This window comes from Saccharopolyspora sp. NPDC000359, from assembly GCF_040300525.1.
Taxonomy (GTDB): Bacteria; Actinomycetota; Actinomycetes; order Mycobacteriales; family Pseudonocardiaceae; genus Saccharopolyspora.
On the sequence record NZ_JBEPDU010000017.1, the window covers coordinates 52,082 to 69,661 of the forward strand.

Below are 17,580 nucleotides of genomic sequence, written 5' to 3' on the forward strand. Positions count from 1 at the left end.
ATTTCCTCCATTGAAATCGAATTCCTCGGGTGCCGGAGTGGGGTGTCGGGGGCGTGTGGGAGGGTTCTGACGTGCGGATCGCTAGTTGGAACGTCAACTCCGTCGGGGCCCGGTTGCCGAAGCTGCTCGACTGGCTGGGCACCGCCGAACCGGACGTGCTGTGCCTCCAGGAGCTCAAGTGCGCCGAGGACGCCTTCCCCCACGACGAGGTCGGCGAGCTGGGCTACGAGGTCGCCGCGCACGGCACCGGCCGCTGGAACGGGGTCGCGGTGCTGTCCAGGGTCGGCCTCGCCGACGTGCGGCGCGGTCTGCTCGACGAGCCCGGTTTCCTGGCTGAAGGCGCGATGTTCGAGGCGCAGGAGCCGCGCGCGATCGGCGCCACCTGCGGCGGCGTCCGCGTGTGGTCGGTGTACGTGCCCAACGGCCGCGCGGTCGACCACCCGCACTACGCCTACAAGCTGCGCTGGCTCGACGCGCTGCGCACCACCGCCGCCGAGGAGCGGGCGGAGCTCCCGTTCGCCGTGCTCGGCGACTTCAACATCGCGCCCACCGACGCCGACGTGTGGGACATCGCCGAGTTCGCGGGTTGCACGCACGTCACCGAGGAGGAGCGCAAGGCGCTGACCGCGCTCACCGAGGTCGGCCTGACCGAGGTCCACCCGCGCCCGCTGAAGTACGACGTGGCCTACACCTACTGGGACTACCGCGCGCTGCGCTTCCCCAACAACCAGGGCATGCGCATCGACCTGGTCTTCGGCGACGACCGGTTCAGCGGCGCGGTCACCGACGCCTACGTCGACCGCAACGCGCGCAAGGGCAAGGGGACCTCCGACCACGCCCCGGTCGTCGTCGACGTCGACCTGCCCTGACCAGCGCGGTCAGCGGTGCTCGGGCTCGAATTCGTGGAAGATGAGCCAGGTGTGGCAGGTGCGCACGCCCGGTAACGACTGGATGTGGTCGAAGACCAGGTTGCGCAGGGACATGTTGTCCTCGGCGCGCACCCGCACCACGATGTCGAACTCCCCCGCCACCAGCGCCACGTGCTCGACGGAGTCGACCTCGGCCAGGCGGCGGGTCACCTCGCGCCAGCTGTCCTGCTCGATGGACAACCCGATCAGCGCCGCGGTGCCGAGCCCGGCCCTGGTCGGCTCGACGCGGGCGTGGAACCCGGTGATCACCCCGCTGTCGAGCAACCGGTCCACCCGGCTGTGCGCGTTGCTCCGGGAGATGTTGACCCGTTCGGCCAACGTGCGGATGGACATCCGGCCGTCGCGGACCAGCTCGTCGACGATGCGCGCGTCGATGTCGTCCAGCGCAGGGGCCGTTCGTCCAGCCCGCCCGCGCCGTGGACCGTGCTGACCGGACGTCTGGTCGTTCATCGCACTCTCCCGAAGCCGTTCGTCCCGATTGCCCGCCGATGACTTGTATCACATGGCACCCCTGGCTGACGATCTCAAGCCAGTCGTCCAAATGGAGGTGCCGACCGTGGAGCAGCTTCCGTCGAGCAGTCCGGTGGGGCTGCTGGAGCAGCCTGGTGCGAACTACCCGGAACCGGAACCGGCCCGGCTGCTGACCGCGTACCGGGCGATGGTCGTGGGCCGCCGGTTCGACGCGCAGGCCACCACCCTCACCAAGCAGGGGCGGCTGGCGGTGTACCCGTCCTCGCGCGGCCAGGAGGCCTGCCAGGTGGGCGCGGCGCTGAGCATCGGAGCGCAGGACTGGCTGTTCCCGACCTACCGGGACTCGGTGGCGTTGGTGACCCGCGGCATCGACCCGGTGGAGGTGCTGACGCTGCTGCGCGGTGACTGGCACTGCGGCTACGACGTGCCCAGCACCCGCACCGCCCCGCAGTGCACCCCGCTGGCCACCCAGACCCTGCACGCGGTCGGCCTGGCGCACGGCGAGGCCCGCAAGGGCAGCGGCGTGGTCGCGCTGGCGCTGATCGGGGACGGCGCCACCAGCGAGGGCGACTTCCACGAGGCGCTGAACTTCGCCGCAGTCTTCCGCGCCCCGGTGGTCTTTTTGGTGCAGAACAACGGCTACGCGATCAGCGTGCCGCTGGCCAAGCAGTCGGTGGCGCCGTCGCTGGCGCACAAGGGCATCGGCTACGGCGTGCGCAGCGAGCAGGTGGACGGCAACGACGCGGCGGCCGTGCTGTCGGTGCTGGACACCGCCGTGGCACACGCCCGCTCCGGCGCCGGGCCGTTCCTGGTCGAGGCGCACACCTACCGGATGGAGGCGCACACCAACGCCGACGACGCCGGGCGCTACCGCCCCGCCGACGAGGTCGAGCAGTGGCGGCAGCGGGACCCGGTCGACCGGCTGGAGCGCCACCTGCGCGCGGCCGGGCACCTCGACGACGCCGCCGTCGAGCGGATCGCGGCGGAGGCCGAGGAGTTCGCCGCGCAGGTCCGCAGCCGCATGCAGGCCGAGCCGACCGCGGACCCGGCGGAGCTGTTCCGCCACGTCTACGCCGAACCGACCCCGCAGCTGCGCGAGCAGCTCGCCCAGCTCCAGGCCGAACAGGAGGCGTTGTGATGGCACCGACCAGCATGGCGCAGGCGCTCAACGCGGCGCTGCGCGACGCCATCGCCGAGGACGACGGCGTCCTGGTGTTCGGCGAGGACGTCGGCAAGCTCGGCGGGGTCTTCCGGATCACCGACGGGCTGCAGGACACCTTCGGCGAGGACCGCTGCTTCGACACCCCGCTGGCCGAGTCCGGCATCGCCGGGTTCGCCGTCGGGATGGCCATGGCCGGGTTCCGCCCGGTGGTGGAGATGCAGTTCGACGCCTTCGCCTTCCCCGCCTTCGAGCAGGTCGTCTCGCACGTGGCCAAGATGCGCAACCGCACCCGCGGGGCGGTGTCGCTGCCGATCGTGATCCGGGTGCCGTTCGCGGGCGGTATCGGCGGCGTCGAGCACCACTGCGACTCCAGCGAGGCCTACTACGCGCACACCCCCGGCCTGAAGGTGGTCTCCCCCGCCACCCCCTCGGACGCGTACTCGCTGCTGCGCGAGGCGATCGCGGACCCGGACCCGGTGGTGTTCCTGGAGCCCAAGAAGCTCTACTGGTCCAAAGAGGACATCGAGCTGCCGGTGCGCACCGAACCGATCGGCCGCGCGGTGGAGCGCCGCCCGGGCCGTGACGCCACGCTGATCGCCTACGGCCCCGGCGTCCCGCTGGCGCTGGAGTCCGCGGCGGCCGCCGCCGAGGAGGGCTGGGACGTCCAGGTGCTCGACGTGCGCAGCCTGGTTCCCTTCGACGACGAGGCGGTGGCCGCCGCCGTGCGGGAGACCGGGCGGTGCGTGGTCGTACAGGAAGCGCAGGGTTTCGCGGGCGTGGGCGCGGAGATCGCGGCGCGGGTGCAGGAGCGCTGCTTCCACTCGCTGGCCGCGCCGGTGCTGCGGGTCTCCGGGTTCGACATCCCGTACCCGCCGCCGAAGTTGGAGCACACCCACCTGCCCAACGTCGACCGGGTGCTCGACATCCTCGCGCGGTTGCAGTGGGACGACCAGCCCGACACGAAGTGGATCGGCCAGGAGGGAGCGGCGTGACCAGCACCGCATCGAACCGCGGCACCGCCTTCACCCTGCCGGACCTGGGCGAGGGGCTGACCGAGGCGGAGATCGTCCGCTGGCACGTGGCGGTCGGCGACCGCGTCGAGGCCGACCAGGTGGTGGTCGAGGTGGAGACCGCCAAGGCGGTCGTGGACGTGCCCTGCCCGCACGCCGGGACCGTCGAGGCGCTGCACGGCGAGCCCGGTGACGTGATCGCCGTGGGCGCCCCGCTCACCACGATCACCGGTGAGGATTCGCCGCACGAGCAGCACCGGACCGAGGAGCGGGCGGGATCGGGCAACGTGCTCGTCGGCTACGGGACCGGGACCGCCACGCGTCGACGCCGCGGCCGGGTCCGGCCGGTGCACGCCGTGCCGCGGACCAACGGTTCCGGGGCTCCACGCGTGCTCTCGCCGATCGTGCGCCGACTCGCGAAGCAACACGGGATCGACCTGTCCGCAGTGGACGGATCAGGGCCGGGCGGGGTGATCCTGCGCCGCGACGTGGAATCCGCCCGCCAGCCCGAACCCTCGCACGAGGTCCGCACCCCGCTGCGCGGCCTGCGCGGCGCGGTGGCCGACAAGCTCACCCGCAGCCGCCGCGAGATCCCGGACGCCAGCACGTGGGTGGACGTCGACGCGACCCGCCTGCTGGAAGCCCGCGACGTGCTCAAGGCGCGGGGCATCGGCCTGCTGGCGCTGCTCGCGCGGTTCTGCGTGGCCGGGCTGCGCCGCTTCCCGGAGCTCAACGCGTCGGTGGACACCGACCGCAACGAGATCGTCCAGCACTCCCACATCGGCCTCGGCTTCGCCGCCCAGACCCCGCGCGGGCTGGTGGTGCCGGTGGTCCACGACGCGCACACGATGACCACCGCGCAGCTGGCCGAAGCGATCTCCCACCGCACCGAGCTCGCCCGCGCGGGCGAGCTCGACCCCAAGCACCTCACCGGAGGCACCTTCACCCTCAACAACTACGGCGTGTTCGGCGTGGACGGTTCGACGCCGATCATCAACCACCCGGAGGCGGCGATCCTCGGCGTCGGCCGCATCATCGACAAGCCCTGGGCCCACCAGGGAGAACTGGCCCTGCGCAAGGTCACCCAGCTGTCGCTGACCTTCGACCACCGGGTCTGCGACGGCGGCACCGCGGGCGGCTTCCTCCGCTATGTCGCCGACTGCGTCGAGGACCCGATCACCACCCTCGCCGACCTCTGACCCGCCGCGCGCCCCGGGTTCCGGGGTGCGTGCTCCCACTCGACGCGACCTCCCCGCTCGCGATCACCGCGTTCGCGAGCGGGGAGGTCGCGCACTTGCTCGTCCTCCTGGGAGCACGCGCCTCCTGGTCGGGCTCAGGACTCCTCGGACGCGGTCGCGTGGTCGTAGTAGCCGAGCACGCCCTTGGCCCCGTGGAGGGCGAAGCCCGCTTCCGGCGTCTGCGGTTCGCCCGCCGCTTCGATGGCCCCGCGCAGGGTCACGTTGACCAGGTCGTCCAGCGCCCGCCAGCGGGCCGCCGGGTGCTCACCGCCCCGGGCGTCGGCGGCGAAGTCCGCTTCACAGCGCTGGATCCCCTCGCGCAGCTCGCGGATCAACCGCATGAACGTGCCGTGACCCCAGCTGGGCACCAGGTCGTCGGCGCGGGCGGCGAGGAGCCCGGCCATGTAGGTGATGTCGTCCACGTGGTTGCCCAGCCACTTGCGGCGCCGGTAGACGTCGCCCAGCTCCGGCCAGCGCTTGCGCGCCGCCTGGCGGGTGCGGCCGGTGACCGCGCTCAGGTCGGCCAGGCTGGCTCCCAGCCACACCGATTCCTCCGCGGCCTGCGCGGTCTGCCGCTGCGCGGCCTCCGCCACCTGCTCCTCCGCCTCCAGCGCGGCCCGGAACCTGCTCAGCGCCTGCGACCGCCGCTCCTGCTCGTCGCCGACATCGCTGCCCTTGGGCCCCGGGTCGGCCACCTCGACCGGCGACGCCTCGGCCACCTGCCGCACCAACTGTCCGATCTCGTCCATCTGCCACCCTCCTTGTGAACCTGAGGTTTACAGTACCACGTGTAAACCTCAGGTTCACAACAAAATTCGCGTCGAATTCGGCCCGATCGCCACTGAACTGTGCAATCGCCCGTTCCACCTACCCCGAAGGCGATCCCCGAGGCTGTCGTTTCCGCAGGTCAGAGTGAACATGAAAGTACTGTTCACGTTTGACCGGCGGCCCGCGCCCGGGGCAGGATCGGGTCATCCCGAAACCACCCCTGAACTGGGGTTTCTTCGTCATGCCCGCATCCGGCGGGTGCTCTACCGACAAGGAGATGGCGATGATCCGCGCCCGCGGCTTGACCCGCAGGTTCACCGTCAAGCGCAAACCCGTCGACGCCGTCCGCGGCCTGGACCTCGACGTCGAGCCCGGCCAGCTGGTCGCCCTGCTCGGCCCGAACGGAGCCGGGAAGTCGACCAGCCTGCGGATGCTCACCACGCTGCTGCCGCCCACCTCCGGCACCGCGACCGTGGCCGGGCACGACATCCGCACTGACCCCGCGGCCGTCCGCGCCCGCATCGGGTACGTGGGCCAGAAGAACAGCGCCGGGGAGAACTACCGCGCCCGCGACGAGCTGATCACCCAGGGCCGCAGCTACGGGCTGCCCCACCGCGACGCCCGCCGCCGGGCCGACGAGGTGCTGGAGCTGCTCGACCTGACCGCGCTGGCCGACCGCAAGCCCGGCACCCTCTCCGGCGGCCAGCGCCGCCGCCTGGACATCGCCATGGGCCTGGTCAACCGGCCCGAGCTGCTGTTCCTGGACGAGCCGTCCACCGGGCTGGACCCGCACAGCCGGGCCAACATCTGGGAGCACGTGCTGCGGTTGCGCGCCGAGCACCGCGCCACGCTGCTGTTCACCACCCACTACCTCGACGAGGCCGACGCCATGGCCGAACGGGTGGTGGTCGTCGACCACGGCCGGGTCATCGCCGACGGCACCCCCAGCCAGCTCAAGGCCGACCTCGCCGGGGACCGCATCACGATCACCGTCGCCCCGCCGGACGCGGCAACGGCGGCCGGGACAGCCGCGCGCCTGGCCGGAACCGACGCGGTGGACATCGAGGACCACACCATCCGCGTCCGCGTGCCACGCGCCGACACGGCGCTGCCGGAGTTCCTGCGCGCGCTGGAGGACCACGGCGTCAAGGCGGTCGCGGCGGAAACCGCGCGCCCCACCTTGGACGACGTGTTCCTGGCGCTGACCGGCCGGAGCCTGCGCGAGACCGAGTCCTGACCACCCCACCTGGAGAGGCCCCACCGATGCACTTCTTCCGCGACACCGCGACCGTCTTCCAGCGGGAGATCACCCCGACCCTGCGGCAACCCACGACGATCCTGTTCAGCATGGCGCAACCGCTGCTGTTCCTGTTCCTGTTCGGCCCGCTGCTGAGCGGCACCACCGGCTTCACCACCTCGCCGTGGCAGTGGTTCGTGCCCGGCATCCTGGTGATGATGTGCCTGTTCGGACCGATGATGGCCGGGTACAACCTGCTGGTCGAGCTCGGCACGGGATCGCTGGAGCGGGTGCTGGTCACCCCGCTGGACCGCTCGGCGATGCTCATCGGCCGCACCCTCAAGGAGTTCGCCCTGCTGCTGGTGCAGGCCGTGCTGCTCATCGGGCTGTCGGTGCCGCTGGGCTTCCAGCTGCACCCGGTCGGCGTGCTGGCCGGGCTGGCGCTGCTGTTGGTGTTCGGCGTCGGGCTGGGCTCGCTGTCCTACGTGCTGGCCATCGCCGCGCACCCCGGCGGCGAGCTGTTCTACGCGGTCACCCAGCTGGTCCTGTTCCCGCTGATGCTGCTGTCCGGGGTGCTGCTGCCGATGGACTCCGGCCCGGCCTGGCTGCAGGTGGCGGCGCGGATCAACCCGGTCTCGCACATCGCCGACGCCGAGCGGGCGCTGTTCTCCGGCCAGCTGCTGGAGCCGTCGGTGCTGGCCGGCGGCCTGGCCACGGTGGCGATCGCCGCGGTCGGCCTGCTGCTGGGCACGCGGGCAATGAAGCGCGGCGTCTGAGGCGCGAACGCTGCCGCACCGCCCGGCCGCTGGCCTAGGGTGGTGCGGCAGCCAGCGACGAGGAGGAACCGTGTCGGTCACCGGAGAGCAAGCCGCGGAGCCCCGCGTTCCCCTGCGCGAGCGGGTGCGCCAGGAGCTGCAGGCGCGCATCGCCGACGGCCGGTTGCTGCCCGGGGACCGGATCTTCGAGCAGGATCTCGCGGTCGAGCTGGGGATCTCCCGCGTGCCGGTGCGGGAGGCGATCCGGATGCTGCAGAGCGAGGGCTTCGTCGACGTGCCGCCCGGTCGCCGCGGGGTGTTCGTCCGCGGGCTCGACCGCCAGCAGGCCAAGGAGCTGTTCGAGGTGCGCGAGGCGCTGGAGGTCCACGCCGCGCGCCTGGCGGCCGAGCGCGCCGAGCCCGGTGACGTCGCGGTGCTGGCCGAGCTGGTCGAGCAGTCGGCCAAGGCCCACGCGGCCGGTGCGGTCGAGGAGATGTCCAGCGCCAACGAGGCGTTCCACGGCAAGCTCGTGGAGTTGTCCGGCAACGAGCTGCTGGCCTCGATGCTGGAGCCGCTGCACGGCAGGCTGGCCTGGCTGTTCCGGATGAACCTCGAACCCGAGCGGGTCTGCCGCGAGCACGCCGCGATCCAGGCCGCCATCACCGCCGGGGATGCGGACCGGGCGGCGGAGGTGGCCAAGCAGCACGTGCTCTCCAGCCGCCGGATGGTCCTGGAGCGCATGCTCACCTGAGCCCGGACCGGTCTCCCCGACCGAGCACACACCACTCGTCAGTACACATTGGACAGACAAGTGGACGAAACACCCCGCGCTAGGCGAGATCACACCCCGGGGCCCTTGCCAGCTGGGGTGAACACAGGTTTACTCGCTGGGTGAACGCAAGTTCACCTCACACAGCGAGGGGCAACCCTGTGCCAACGCCAGACCCGCTCGACCGCACCTCGGGGGAACGTGCCGCGACCCAGCCCTCAGAACGGGAGACCACCTCCGAGCGCGACCGCGGCTCCCGGGGCGGCGGGGTCGTCATCGGCGTGCTCGCCTCCTGCGGGATCGCGGTATCGCTGATGCAGACCCTGGTCGTGCCGCTGCTGCCGGAGTTCCCCCGGCTGCTGGACACCACCCCGGCCAACGCGGCCTGGCTGATCACCGCGACCCTGGTGGCGGGCGCGGTGTGCGCTCCGGTGCTCGGCCGCCTCGGCGACATGTACGGCAAGCGGCGGATGCTGCTGGTCTCGCTGGCGGCGATGGCGGTGGGCAGCGCCATCGGCGCGGTCAGCGACGACTTCGGGGCGGTGCTGGTCGGCCGGGTGCTGCAGGGCGCGGCCATCGGCGTGGTCCCGCTGGGCATCAGCATCATGCGCGACGAGCTGCCGGAGGAGCGGATCACCTCCGGGGTGGCGCTGATGAGCGCGACGCTGGGCATCGGCGGCGCGGTCGGGCTGCCGGTGACCGGGCTGGTCGCCGAGCACCTCGACTGGCACTGGCTGTTCGCCGGTGCGGCGCTGTTCAGCGTCGTCGAGTTCACCCTGGTGCGGCTGGTGGTGCCGGAGTCGCCGCTGCGCAGCGGCGGGCGGTTCGACCTGGTCGGTGCGCTCGGGCTGTCGGCGGCGCTGACCTGCCTGCTGCTGGCCATCTCCAAGGGCAACGACTGGGGCTGGACCAGCCCGGTGGTGCTCGGCCTGCTGGTGGCGGCCGCCGCGCTGTTCGCGGTGTGGGGCGGCTACGAGCTGCGCACCCCCTCGCCGCTGGTCGACCTGCGGGTCTCGGCCAGGCCCGCGGTGCTGCTGACCAACATCGCCTCGGTGCTGGTCGGGCTGGCCATGTTCGCCGGGTTCATGGTCGGCGCGCAGATCATGCAGGCCCCGGTCGGCACCGGCTACGGGTTCGGGATGCCGCTGGTGCTCACCGGGCTGGTGCTGCTGCCGATCGGTGGCGCCATGGGCGTGTTCTCCCCGCTGTCGGCGCGCATCTCCCGGCGGCACGGCCCCCGCACCACGCTGATCCTCGGCGGCTTGGTCCTGACCGCGGGCAACCTCGCCGGGTCGTTCCTGCACGACCCGCTGCCGCTGGTGGTGTTCAACCTGACCGTCGTGGCGATCGGCGGCGCGCTGGCCTACGGGGCGCTTCCGACGCTGATCATGCGGGCCGTGCCCCCGGCCGAGACCGCCGCCGCGAACAGCCTGAACACCCTCGCCCGCTCGATCGGCACGTCCAGCTGCAGCGCCATCGTGGTCGCGCTGACCACGGGTTCGGTGGTGCAGGTCGCCGGGGTCGAGTACCCGTCGGTGACGGCCTACTCCTGGGTCTTCGCGGTCGCCGGTTCGGCGGCGCTGCTGGCCGCGCTGATCGCCGCCACCACCCCCGCCGCGCGCCGGAGCGCGCCGGTGCCCGCGCGGGTGTGAGGAGCTCCCACCGCGCAGGTGGCGACCACGGGTGGCCAGCCGCGCTAGCCTGAACGGCATGCCCAGCACGGCACCCGCCACGGCAGCCGGCGAGGACCAGCGGCGCGATGCCTGCGCGACCCGCGAGGCCATCCTGAAGATGGCCCGGCGCCGCTTCTCGTCCTGCGGCTACGCCGACGTGACGCTGCGCGACATCGCGGCCGACGCCGAGGTCAGCGCCGCGCTGGTGGTGAAGTACTTCGGCAGCAAGGAGAAGCTGTTCGCCGCGGCCTCCGGCTTCGAGCAGGACGCCGAGCGGCTGCTGGACTGCGAGCTCCCACAGCTCGGCGAGCACCTGGTCCGCACCCTGCTGGACTACCACGACCGCACCCAGGGCGACCCGCTGGTGCGCGCGGTGTTCACCTCATCGCGCCCGGCGGGCGCCCAGTTCCGCGCGAACTTCGAGCACCAGCTGGTCTCTCGGCTGGCCGAACGGCTCACCGGGCCCGACGCGCGCCTGCGCGCGGAACTGGTGTGCAGCCACCTGATGGGCTTGGGCGCTTCCCGATTGGTGCTGCGCACGAAGGCGATCAGCGCGGAACCCAAGGAGAACCTGATCGCGATCACTGCCCCGCTCATCCAGCGCTGGCTCGACGACCCCCTCTGACCTACCCGAGGACGGCCTGGAGCTCGGCGGGATCCCGGTAGAGCACACCGGTCATCCCCAGCGCGCGGGCGGCTTCGACGTTGGCCTCGGTGTCGTCGACGAACAGGCAGCGGTCGAGCTCGGTCCCCGCGCGATCGGCCGCGATCCGGTAGATGCGGGGATCGGGCTTGGCGACGCCGACCCTGGAGCTGTTCACCACGGCGTCGAAAAGGTCGAGCACCCCCAGCTCCGCCAGGTCGGTTTCGAGCCTGGAGGTCGCGTTGGAGACCAGGACGACCGGAACCCGCACACCACCCAGCAGTTCGGCCACCTCCACGACGACCTCACCGGGCGGCTGCGACCACCGCGCGACGACCGCACGCGCGGCGTCCGCCCCGCACACCTCGGCGAGATCCGCGGCGATGGCCTCCCGCCACTGCTCGTCGGTCTGCGCCCCGGTGATCGCGGGCACCAAGCGATCCGGGGCGAACGCCACCTCGGCCAACGCCCCCGACGGAAGGCCACCCGCGCGCTCGGCGTCCCGCATGATCGCCGGGTCCCACCGGCGCAGGACCCCGTCGAGATCGCAGAGCACCGCGTCGAACGCCGTCATGCCGATCATGCTCGCACGCCGCCGGTCCCGACCTGACACCTTCCCCGCCGGGGTGACGTCCGTCCGCGATTCCCACGGGGACCTCCATTGGGATCGCGGAACGGAACCGGGGGTCAGCGGACTTCGAGGACGGGGATCCGGCAGCGGACGCCCTCGCCGTTGACCGAGTCCCACTCGTCGGCTTCGCGCAGGTGGACGCGGCCCGCCGCGACCAGGCCGTCGAGGTGCTCGCCGACCTTCCGGGACTCCCAGACGTGCGCCACCGTGGCCACCACCAGGCCACCGGGCCGCACCACCCGGACCAGCTCGTCGAAGACCTCCGGGCCGACGTGGCCGTCGGTGATCGTACCGACGCAGATCGCCGCCGCGTAGGCGTCGTCCGGGATGTCCAGGCGCTGCGCCAGGTCCGCCCTGGCCAGGTGGCGGTAGACGCCGCGCGCCCTGGCCTGGTCGAGCATGCCCTGGGACAGGTCGACGCCGTCGACCACCGCGACCGACCGGGCCGCCAGCGCCGCGCCGACCAGCCCGGTCCCGCACCCGGCGTCCAGCACCGGCCCCGGGTTCCCGGCCAGGTCGACCAGGCGGTTCGCCGCGTTGGTCGGTGCCACGTAGGCCATGCCGCCGACCATGTCCGCGTCGTACTCGGCGGCCCAGTCGTCGTAGACCGCTTCCGCCTCCTCCTTGCTCCTGAGGTCGTACGCGCGCTGCAACTTCGGGCTGCGGCCAGTCATGATCGACACTCCTCCCGCTCGGATCACCCGACCTTCGCACGATGCGACCCCCAGGAGTACGACCGAGATCACACCAGCAGCCCGCGAACCCCCCGCCGCACCCGGGGTGGCGCGCGACCATCCTCAGTGGATTCACCACACGTGCTGGAGGAACTCCCTTGTCCGGGCCTCGCGCGGGCGGTCCAGCAGGCGGCTCGGCGGGCCCGACTCCACGACCTCGCCGTGGTCGAGGAACACCACGTCGTCGGCGGCTTCGCGGGCGAAGCCGATCTCGTGGGTGACCACGACCATCGTGTGCCCGGCCCCGGCCAGGTCGCGCAGCACCGCCAGCACCTCCCCCACCAGCTCCGGGTCCAGGGCGCTGGTGGGCTCGTCGAACAGCAGCAGCTTCGGTTCCATCGCCAGCGCGCGGGCGATGGCGATCCGCTGCTGCTGGCCGCCGGAGAGCTGCCGGGGGTAGGCGTCCTCGCGGTCCGCCAGGCCCACCCGGCGCAGCTTCTCCCGCGCCCGCTCCACCGCCTCGGCCCTGGACAGGCCCAGCACGCCGATCGGCGCCTCGACCAGGTTCTGCAGCACCGTCAGGTGGCCGAACAGGTTGAAGCCCTGGAAAACCATGCCGATCTGGGCGCGCTGCCGGGCGATCGCCCGATCACCGAGCTCGTGCAGCCGCCCGCCGGACTCCCGGTAACCGATCAGCTCCCCGTCCACCTCGATCCGCCCGGCGTCGACCTCCTCCAGGTGGTTGATGCAGCGCAGCAGGGTGCTCTTGCCGGAACCGGACGGGCCGATCACGCAGGTCACCCCGCCCCGCCGCACCGAGAGGTCCACCCCGCGCAGCACCTGCGCCGACCCGAAGCTCTTGCGCAGTCCAGTGATCTCCAGCATCAGCGGCTCCCCCTCAACGCGGCGCGCAGCCGTTGGACCGGAGTTGGTGGCAGTTCTCGCTCGGCACCCCGCGCGTAGTGGCGCTCCACGTAGTACTGGCCCGCGGTGAGCACCGAAGTCACCACGAGGTACCAGGTGGTGGCCACCAACAGCAGCGGAATCACCTGGTAGTTGCGGTTGTAGACCAGCTGCACCGAGTACAGCAGGTCGTGCACCGCGATGACGCTGACGATGGAGGTGCTCTTGAGCGTGCCGATCAGCATGTTCCCCGCTGGCGGGATGACCGCGCGCATCGCCTGCGGGAGCACGATGCGCCGCAGCACCCGCAGCCGGGACATGCCCAGGGACTGCGCGGCCTCGGTCTGCCCGGCGTCGACGGACAGGATCCCGGCGCGCACCACCTCACCGGCGTAGGCGGCCTCGTGCAGTACCAAGCCGATCACCGCGGTGGCGGTGCCGCCGATCAGGTTGACGGTGTCGACCTCGAACCAGGGGCCCAGGCCCAGCGTCGGGTACAGCGCGCCGATGTTGAACCAGAACAGCAGCTGGACCAGCAGCGGGATGGAGCGGAAGAGCCAGGTGTAGAGCCAACTCACGCCGCTGAGCACGGGATTGCCGGACAGCCGCATCACCGCGAGCACGGTGCCCAGCGCGAAACCGAGCACCATGGTCACGGCGGTCAACCACAGCGTCAGCCAGAGGCCGTTGAGCACCGCGGGCAGCGTGAAGTAGGCGGCGACCACGGGCCACTCGAAGTTCGGGTTGGTCGCGATGGACTGCAGCACCGCGGCCAGGACCACCAGCACCGCGACGGCGGCGATCCACCGGCCGGGGTGCCGGGCCGGTACCGCTCTCGGCGGCTCGGCGCGGTCGGCGGTCCGGGCCTGCGGAACCGCCTGGAGGTGCGAGGATCTGGTCATCAGGACTTCCTGTCGAGCTGCGATCGGGAACCGCCAGCGCCGACCGGCCACCAGGAGTCGTGAGTGCGAAACGGGGTTGGAACACTGTTACGCACTCACGACCAGCCGGAGTCGCGCTGGGGATTGGGAAGAAGAGCCGCAGGAGGACCAGCCACCACCGCTGCACAACGCTAGCCGCCGCGCCCGGACCGTCAAGGCCGTCCCACAGGTTGATCGTCGTTGACACCCGGTTGGCACCGGGCGATTTTCGGATCGTGCCCAGGCAACTGCGTTTGGTGAAGCGCAACCACATCGACCTCGCCCTGGTGTGGTCGGCCGCGTGTCGCGGCTGACGCTGCCGACCTCGCGCCACCGGTCGCTCAGCCGGTCCTCCCCCGCACGGGTGCCACCACCACCCCACACCCGTTCGCCTTTCCCCTGAAGGGTTTTCACCGGATGCTCACGCGCGTGAGAACAACTGCCACCGCACTGGCCGCCGCCGCGCTGCTCGCCGGGTGCGCGCCCGCACCCGAAGCAGCACCGGGCCTGGACGTCACCACCGACGTCGTGTCCCCGGTCGCCGAGGACGCGGCGATCGCCGCCCTGCTACCGCCGGAGGTGCGGGAGTCCGGGGTGCTGAGGTTCGGCAGCTCGATCGGCGGTCCGCCCGCGGCGTTCTACCTGCCGGACAACCGCACCGCCGTCGGGCTGGACATCGACATCGCCGAGGCGGTGGCCCGCGTGCTCGGCGTGCGCGTCGAGCGGCAGGAGGCCGCGTTCGAGGCCATCCTGCCCGCGCTGGGCAGCGGCAGGTTCCAGGTCGGGACCGGCAACTTCGGCGTCACCGAGGAGCGCCGGAGGACCATCGACTTCGTCACCTACATCGACGACGGGCAGGGCTTCGCGGTCCGCCAGGACAGCGACCTCGCACCGGTCACCGACATCGTGCAGCTGTGCGGGCGGATCATCGGCACCGGCGCGGGCACCACCTTCGAGTCGACCCTGAACGCCCAGCAACACCGCTGCGCGGAGGCCGGGCTCCCGCCGTACCAGGTCCAGGTGTTCTCCGAGCAGAGCGCCTCCTACTCGGCGCTGCGGCAGGGCAGGGTCGACGTGCTCATGAGCACCATCAACGGCCTGCGCCACGCCACCGCGCAGCAGCCGGACCTCCGCTTCCTCAACGACTTCCGCCGCCTGGACGTCGGCTTCGCGCTGGCGAAGGGGTCACCGCTGGCCCCGGCGCTGCAGGCGGCGGTGAACAAGCTGATCGAGGACGGCACCTACCAGCGCATCCTGCGGAAGTGGGGCATCGAGCCCTCGGCCATCGAGCGCTCCGAGATCAGCCCACCGGAGCAGCGCTGAGCAGCGCGACGGCGCGGGGTGCCAGTGCGGGACTGGCACCCCGCGCCGTCGTCCGGGCTAGGCCGAGCGGCCCAGGACCGTGCGGTGCGGGACCCCGTCGAGGGCCTTGTCGAACTGCTCGATGACGTCGGCCAGCGGGCCGCCGCTGTCCGGGTGCACGCTGACCTCGTCGTCGACGACCGTGACGTGCTTGTCCAGCAGGAAGAAGCCCTGGACCGCGTGCCGGGCACCGAGCGAGTGCACCACCGGCCGCAGCGCGTAGTCGATGGCCAGCACGTGGGCGATGGTGCCGCCGGTGGCCAGCGGCAGCACCGCCTTGCCCGCGAACCCGAACTGCGGCAGCAGGTCCAGGAACGCCTTGAGCAGGCCGGAGTAGCTCGCCTTGTAGGTCGGGCTGGCCAGCACGATGCCGTCGGCCGCCGCGACCGCCGCGATGGCCTCGGCGATGGCCGGCACCCGGGTGTCGGCGCCGAGCAGGGCGTCCGCCGGGAGGGACCGGACGCGGAGGTGGTCGACGCGGTGACCGGCCGCGGTCAGCCGCTGGGCGATGTGCTCGCCGATCAGCTCGGTCTTCGAGGTGCGCGAGGGGCTGCCGGAAATCACGAGAACGCTGGACACGTGTGCTCCCTGGGTTCGAATTCCTCCACTGCGGACTGATCCGCGCTGTCCGCTCGGCGGGTGCGCGCGGTACCGGACCGACACGCCTGGGTGCAGACCCGCCGGAAGTCGACGTGCCTCCTCCTGGTGAGCACTGGGAACACCACGGGTCCATCGTCAGCGGCGCACCGAGCACGTGTCAACGCCTCCCAGCAGCCGGGACCGACCACAGTGGACTGATCACGGAGCGTGACCCCGGGGGTGGCGATCTGGCCAATCCGCGGGCCGAACTTCGGCGTTTTGGCACTGGCGCACCGGCGGACCCGGCGGTGAAGCTGGGGGCGCCACACCGAAGGAGGAATGCATGTCGACAGCACCGCGCAGCACCGCGCTGTGGCACCCGTTCGCGGACATGTTCGAGGTCCGGTCCAGCCAGTTCTGCGTCAGCCGGGCCGAGGGGGTCTGGGTCTACGACCAGGACGGGCGCCGCTACCTCGACGGCACCGCGAGCCTGTGGTACGCCAACGTCGGCCACGGGCGCACCGAGATCGTCGAGGCCGCCGCCGCGCAGATGCGCACGCTGGAGTCCTACTTCGTGTTCAACGACTTCACCAACCCGCCGGCCGAGGCGCTGGCCGACCGGCTGGCCGAGCTCGCGCCGGTGGACGGCGCGAAGGTCTTCCTCACCACCGGCGGCGGCGAGGCGATCGACACCGCCGCCAAGCTGGCCCGCCAGTACTGGACCCAGCGCGGCCAGCCGCAGCGCACGCACATCATCAGCCGCGGCAACGCCTACCACGGCACCAACGGCATGGGCACCAGCATCGGCGGCATCGAGGTCAACCGGAGCGGCTTCGGCGACCTGGTCCCGGCCACCACCCAGGTGGCGCACGACGACGTCGAGGCCCTGCGCGAGGCCATCGAGCAGGTCGGCCCGGACCGGGTCGCGGCGTTCTTCGCCGAACCGGTGATGGGCGCGGGCGGCCTCCACCCGCCGCAGCCGGGCTACCTGGAGGCCGCGGCCAAGCTCTGCGCCGAGCACGAGGTCCTGTTCGTGGCGGACTCGGTGATCTGCGGGTTCGGCCGGGTCGGTAGCTGGTTCGGCGTCGAGCGGTGGGGCCTGCGCCCGGACATGATCACCTTCGCCAAGGGCGTGACCAGTGGGTACCTGCCGCTGGGCGGCGTGGTGGTCGCCGAGCGGGTGGCCGAGCCGTTCTGGGAGCACCCCGGTCGCGTGTTCCGGCACGGCGCGACCTACTCCGGGCACCCCACGGTCGCCGCCGCCGCGCTGGCCAACCTCGACATCCTGGAGCGGGAGAAGCTGCTGCGGCGGGCCGACGAGCTGGAGCGCCCGCTGCACGAGACCCTGCTCGAGCTCGCCGACCACCCCGCGGTGGGCGAGGTGCGCGGCGGCGTCGGGCTGCTGGGCGCGGTCGAGCTGGCACCGGAGGTGCTGGCCGCCGATCCGGGTGCCGTCGGCCGCGCGCAGAAGGCGGTCCGGGACCTCGGCGTCATCGTGCGGCCGCTGGGCAGGGCGCTGGCGGTCTCGCCGCCGCTGACCATCGCCGAGTCCGAGGTCGAGCTACTCGGCAAGGCGCTCAAGGAAGGGCTTGACACCATCGGATGACCTCGTCGGGGTGACTGCGAATCGTCGCATTCACCCCGACCTGGGTTTTTCGACCCCGCCCTGTTCAGCGGCCGGACGACGCCCGCTCATCCGGCTGGAATATTCCCGTTGTGGAAACGATACGTTCCGGTCTGTACCAAACCGGTTCCGTCACGTACGTTGCTGTTCAGGACCGTTGCCGCAGCCGCCGACCAGCCGCCCCGGACGAACCGGGATCGGCACCGAAACGCGCGCCGCAGCAACGGATTCG

At 71.9% G+C, this 17,580-nt stretch carries 18 protein-coding genes; 11 read left to right on the plus strand and 7 right to left on the minus strand.

The window, feature by feature from the left end:
- Positions 1-71: 71 nt before the first annotated feature.
- Entirely contained in the window at positions 72-869 is a 798-nt protein-coding gene (locus tag ABT324_RS13600) for an exodeoxyribonuclease III (protein ID WP_351175944.1), read from the plus strand.
- Between the two features lie 9 nt (positions 870-878).
- On the opposite strand, the gene ABT324_RS13605 is transcribed toward ABT324_RS13600, so the two are convergent.
- On the minus strand, positions 879-1,379 hold the full coding sequence (locus tag ABT324_RS13605) for an Lrp/AsnC family transcriptional regulator (protein WP_351175946.1): 501 nt from the start codon (positions 1,377-1,379) through the stop codon (positions 879-881).
- A 91-nt stretch (positions 1,380-1,470) separates the two neighbouring features.
- Between ABT324_RS13605 and pdhA the strand changes: the two genes are divergently transcribed.
- Genes pdhA through ABT324_RS13620 form a run of 3 tightly spaced genes read left to right on the plus strand, consistent with a single transcriptional unit; the run spans position 1,471 to position 4,771 of the window.
- A complete protein-coding gene (gene pdhA / locus ABT324_RS13610) occupies positions 1,471-2,538 on the plus strand; it encodes a pyruvate dehydrogenase (acetyl-transferring) E1 component subunit alpha (protein ID WP_351175948.1) in 1,068 nt (355 codons plus the stop codon).
- Entirely contained in the window at positions 2,538-3,554 is a 1,017-nt protein-coding gene (locus ABT324_RS13615; RefSeq protein ID WP_351175950.1) for an alpha-ketoacid dehydrogenase subunit beta, read from the plus strand. Before pdhA ends, ABT324_RS13615 begins: the two co-directional genes overlap by 1 nt.
- The gene (locus ABT324_RS13620; protein ID WP_351175952.1) at positions 3,551-4,771 is read left to right on the plus strand and encodes a dihydrolipoamide acetyltransferase family protein; all 1,221 of its coding nucleotides are present in this window, start codon (positions 3,551-3,553) and stop codon (positions 4,769-4,771) included. Before ABT324_RS13615 ends, ABT324_RS13620 begins: the two co-directional genes overlap by 4 nt.
- 134 nt (positions 4,772-4,905) lie before the next feature.
- On the opposite strand, the gene ABT324_RS13625 is transcribed toward ABT324_RS13620, so the two are convergent.
- On the minus strand, positions 4,906-5,559 hold the full coding sequence (locus ABT324_RS13625) for a hypothetical protein (protein WP_351175955.1): 654 nt from the start codon (positions 5,557-5,559) through the stop codon (positions 4,906-4,908).
- 302 nt (positions 5,560-5,861) lie between these two features.
- Between ABT324_RS13625 and ABT324_RS13630 the strand changes: the two genes are divergently transcribed.
- From ABT324_RS13630 to ABT324_RS13650, 5 genes are all read left to right on the plus strand, one after another.
- Positions 5,862-6,815, plus strand: coding sequence for an ABC transporter ATP-binding protein (locus ABT324_RS13630; RefSeq protein WP_351175957.1), 954 nt, complete (start codon positions 5,862-5,864; stop codon positions 6,813-6,815).
- A gap of 26 nt (positions 6,816-6,841) precedes the next feature.
- Positions 6,842-7,591, plus strand: coding sequence for an ABC transporter permease (locus ABT324_RS13635; RefSeq protein WP_351175959.1), 750 nt, complete (start codon positions 6,842-6,844; stop codon positions 7,589-7,591).
- Positions 7,592-7,661: 70 nt separating this feature from the next.
- Positions 7,662-8,321, plus strand: a complete 660-nt coding sequence (locus tag ABT324_RS13640; protein WP_351175961.1) for a GntR family transcriptional regulator — start codon at positions 7,662-7,664, stop codon at positions 8,319-8,321.
- 299 nt (positions 8,322-8,620) lie between these two features.
- Positions 8,621-9,991, plus strand: coding sequence for an MFS transporter (locus tag ABT324_RS13645; RefSeq protein ID WP_502949738.1), 1,371 nt, complete (start codon positions 8,621-8,623; stop codon positions 9,989-9,991).
- Between the two features lie 58 nt (positions 9,992-10,049).
- Positions 10,050-10,637, plus strand: a complete 588-nt coding sequence (locus tag ABT324_RS13650) for a TetR/AcrR family transcriptional regulator (protein ID WP_351175965.1) — start codon at positions 10,050-10,052, stop codon at positions 10,635-10,637.
- Position 10,638: 1 nt separating this feature from the next.
- Here ABT324_RS13650 and ABT324_RS13655 read toward each other — a convergent pair whose 3' ends face one another.
- The 4 genes from ABT324_RS13655 to ABT324_RS13670 all read right to left on the minus strand — a co-directional run bounded on the left by ABT324_RS13655 (position 10,639) and on the right by ABT324_RS13670 (position 13,765).
- Positions 10,639-11,229 carry an HAD-IA family hydrolase gene (locus tag ABT324_RS13655; protein ID WP_351175967.1) on the minus strand — a complete coding sequence of 197 codons (591 nt, stop codon included), beginning with the start codon at positions 11,227-11,229 and terminating at the stop codon, positions 10,639-10,641.
- Positions 11,230-11,342: 113 nt separating this feature from the next.
- A complete protein-coding gene (locus ABT324_RS13660; protein ID WP_351175969.1) occupies positions 11,343-11,960 on the minus strand; it encodes a class I SAM-dependent DNA methyltransferase in 618 nt (205 codons plus the stop codon).
- 132 nt (positions 11,961-12,092) lie between these two features.
- The gene (locus ABT324_RS13665; RefSeq protein WP_351175971.1) at positions 12,093-12,845 is read right to left on the minus strand and encodes an amino acid ABC transporter ATP-binding protein; all 753 of its coding nucleotides are present in this window, start codon (positions 12,843-12,845) and stop codon (positions 12,093-12,095) included.
- Positions 12,845-13,765, minus strand: a complete 921-nt coding sequence (locus ABT324_RS13670) for an amino acid ABC transporter permease (protein ID WP_351175973.1) — start codon at positions 13,763-13,765, stop codon at positions 12,845-12,847. The genes ABT324_RS13665 and ABT324_RS13670 overlap by 1 nt, the downstream gene beginning before the upstream one ends.
- Before the next feature lie 447 nt (positions 13,766-14,212).
- Between ABT324_RS13670 and ABT324_RS13675 the strand changes: the two genes are divergently transcribed.
- Positions 14,213-15,106, plus strand: coding sequence for an ABC transporter substrate-binding protein (locus ABT324_RS13675; protein WP_351175975.1), 894 nt, complete (start codon positions 14,213-14,215; stop codon positions 15,104-15,106).
- 57 nt (positions 15,107-15,163) lie between these two features.
- Here ABT324_RS13675 and ssuE read toward each other — a convergent pair whose 3' ends face one another.
- Complete coding sequence (gene ssuE, locus ABT324_RS13680; protein ID WP_351175977.1) at positions 15,164-15,724, minus strand: NADPH-dependent FMN reductase; 561 nt, start codon at positions 15,722-15,724, stop codon at positions 15,164-15,166.
- Positions 15,725-16,067: 343 nt separating this feature from the next.
- Here ssuE and ABT324_RS13685 point away from each other — a divergent pair, with 343 nt between their 5' ends.
- Entirely contained in the window at positions 16,068-17,330 is a 1,263-nt protein-coding gene (locus ABT324_RS13685) for an aminotransferase family protein (protein WP_351175979.1), read from the plus strand.
- Positions 17,331-17,580: the final 250 nt, after the last annotated feature.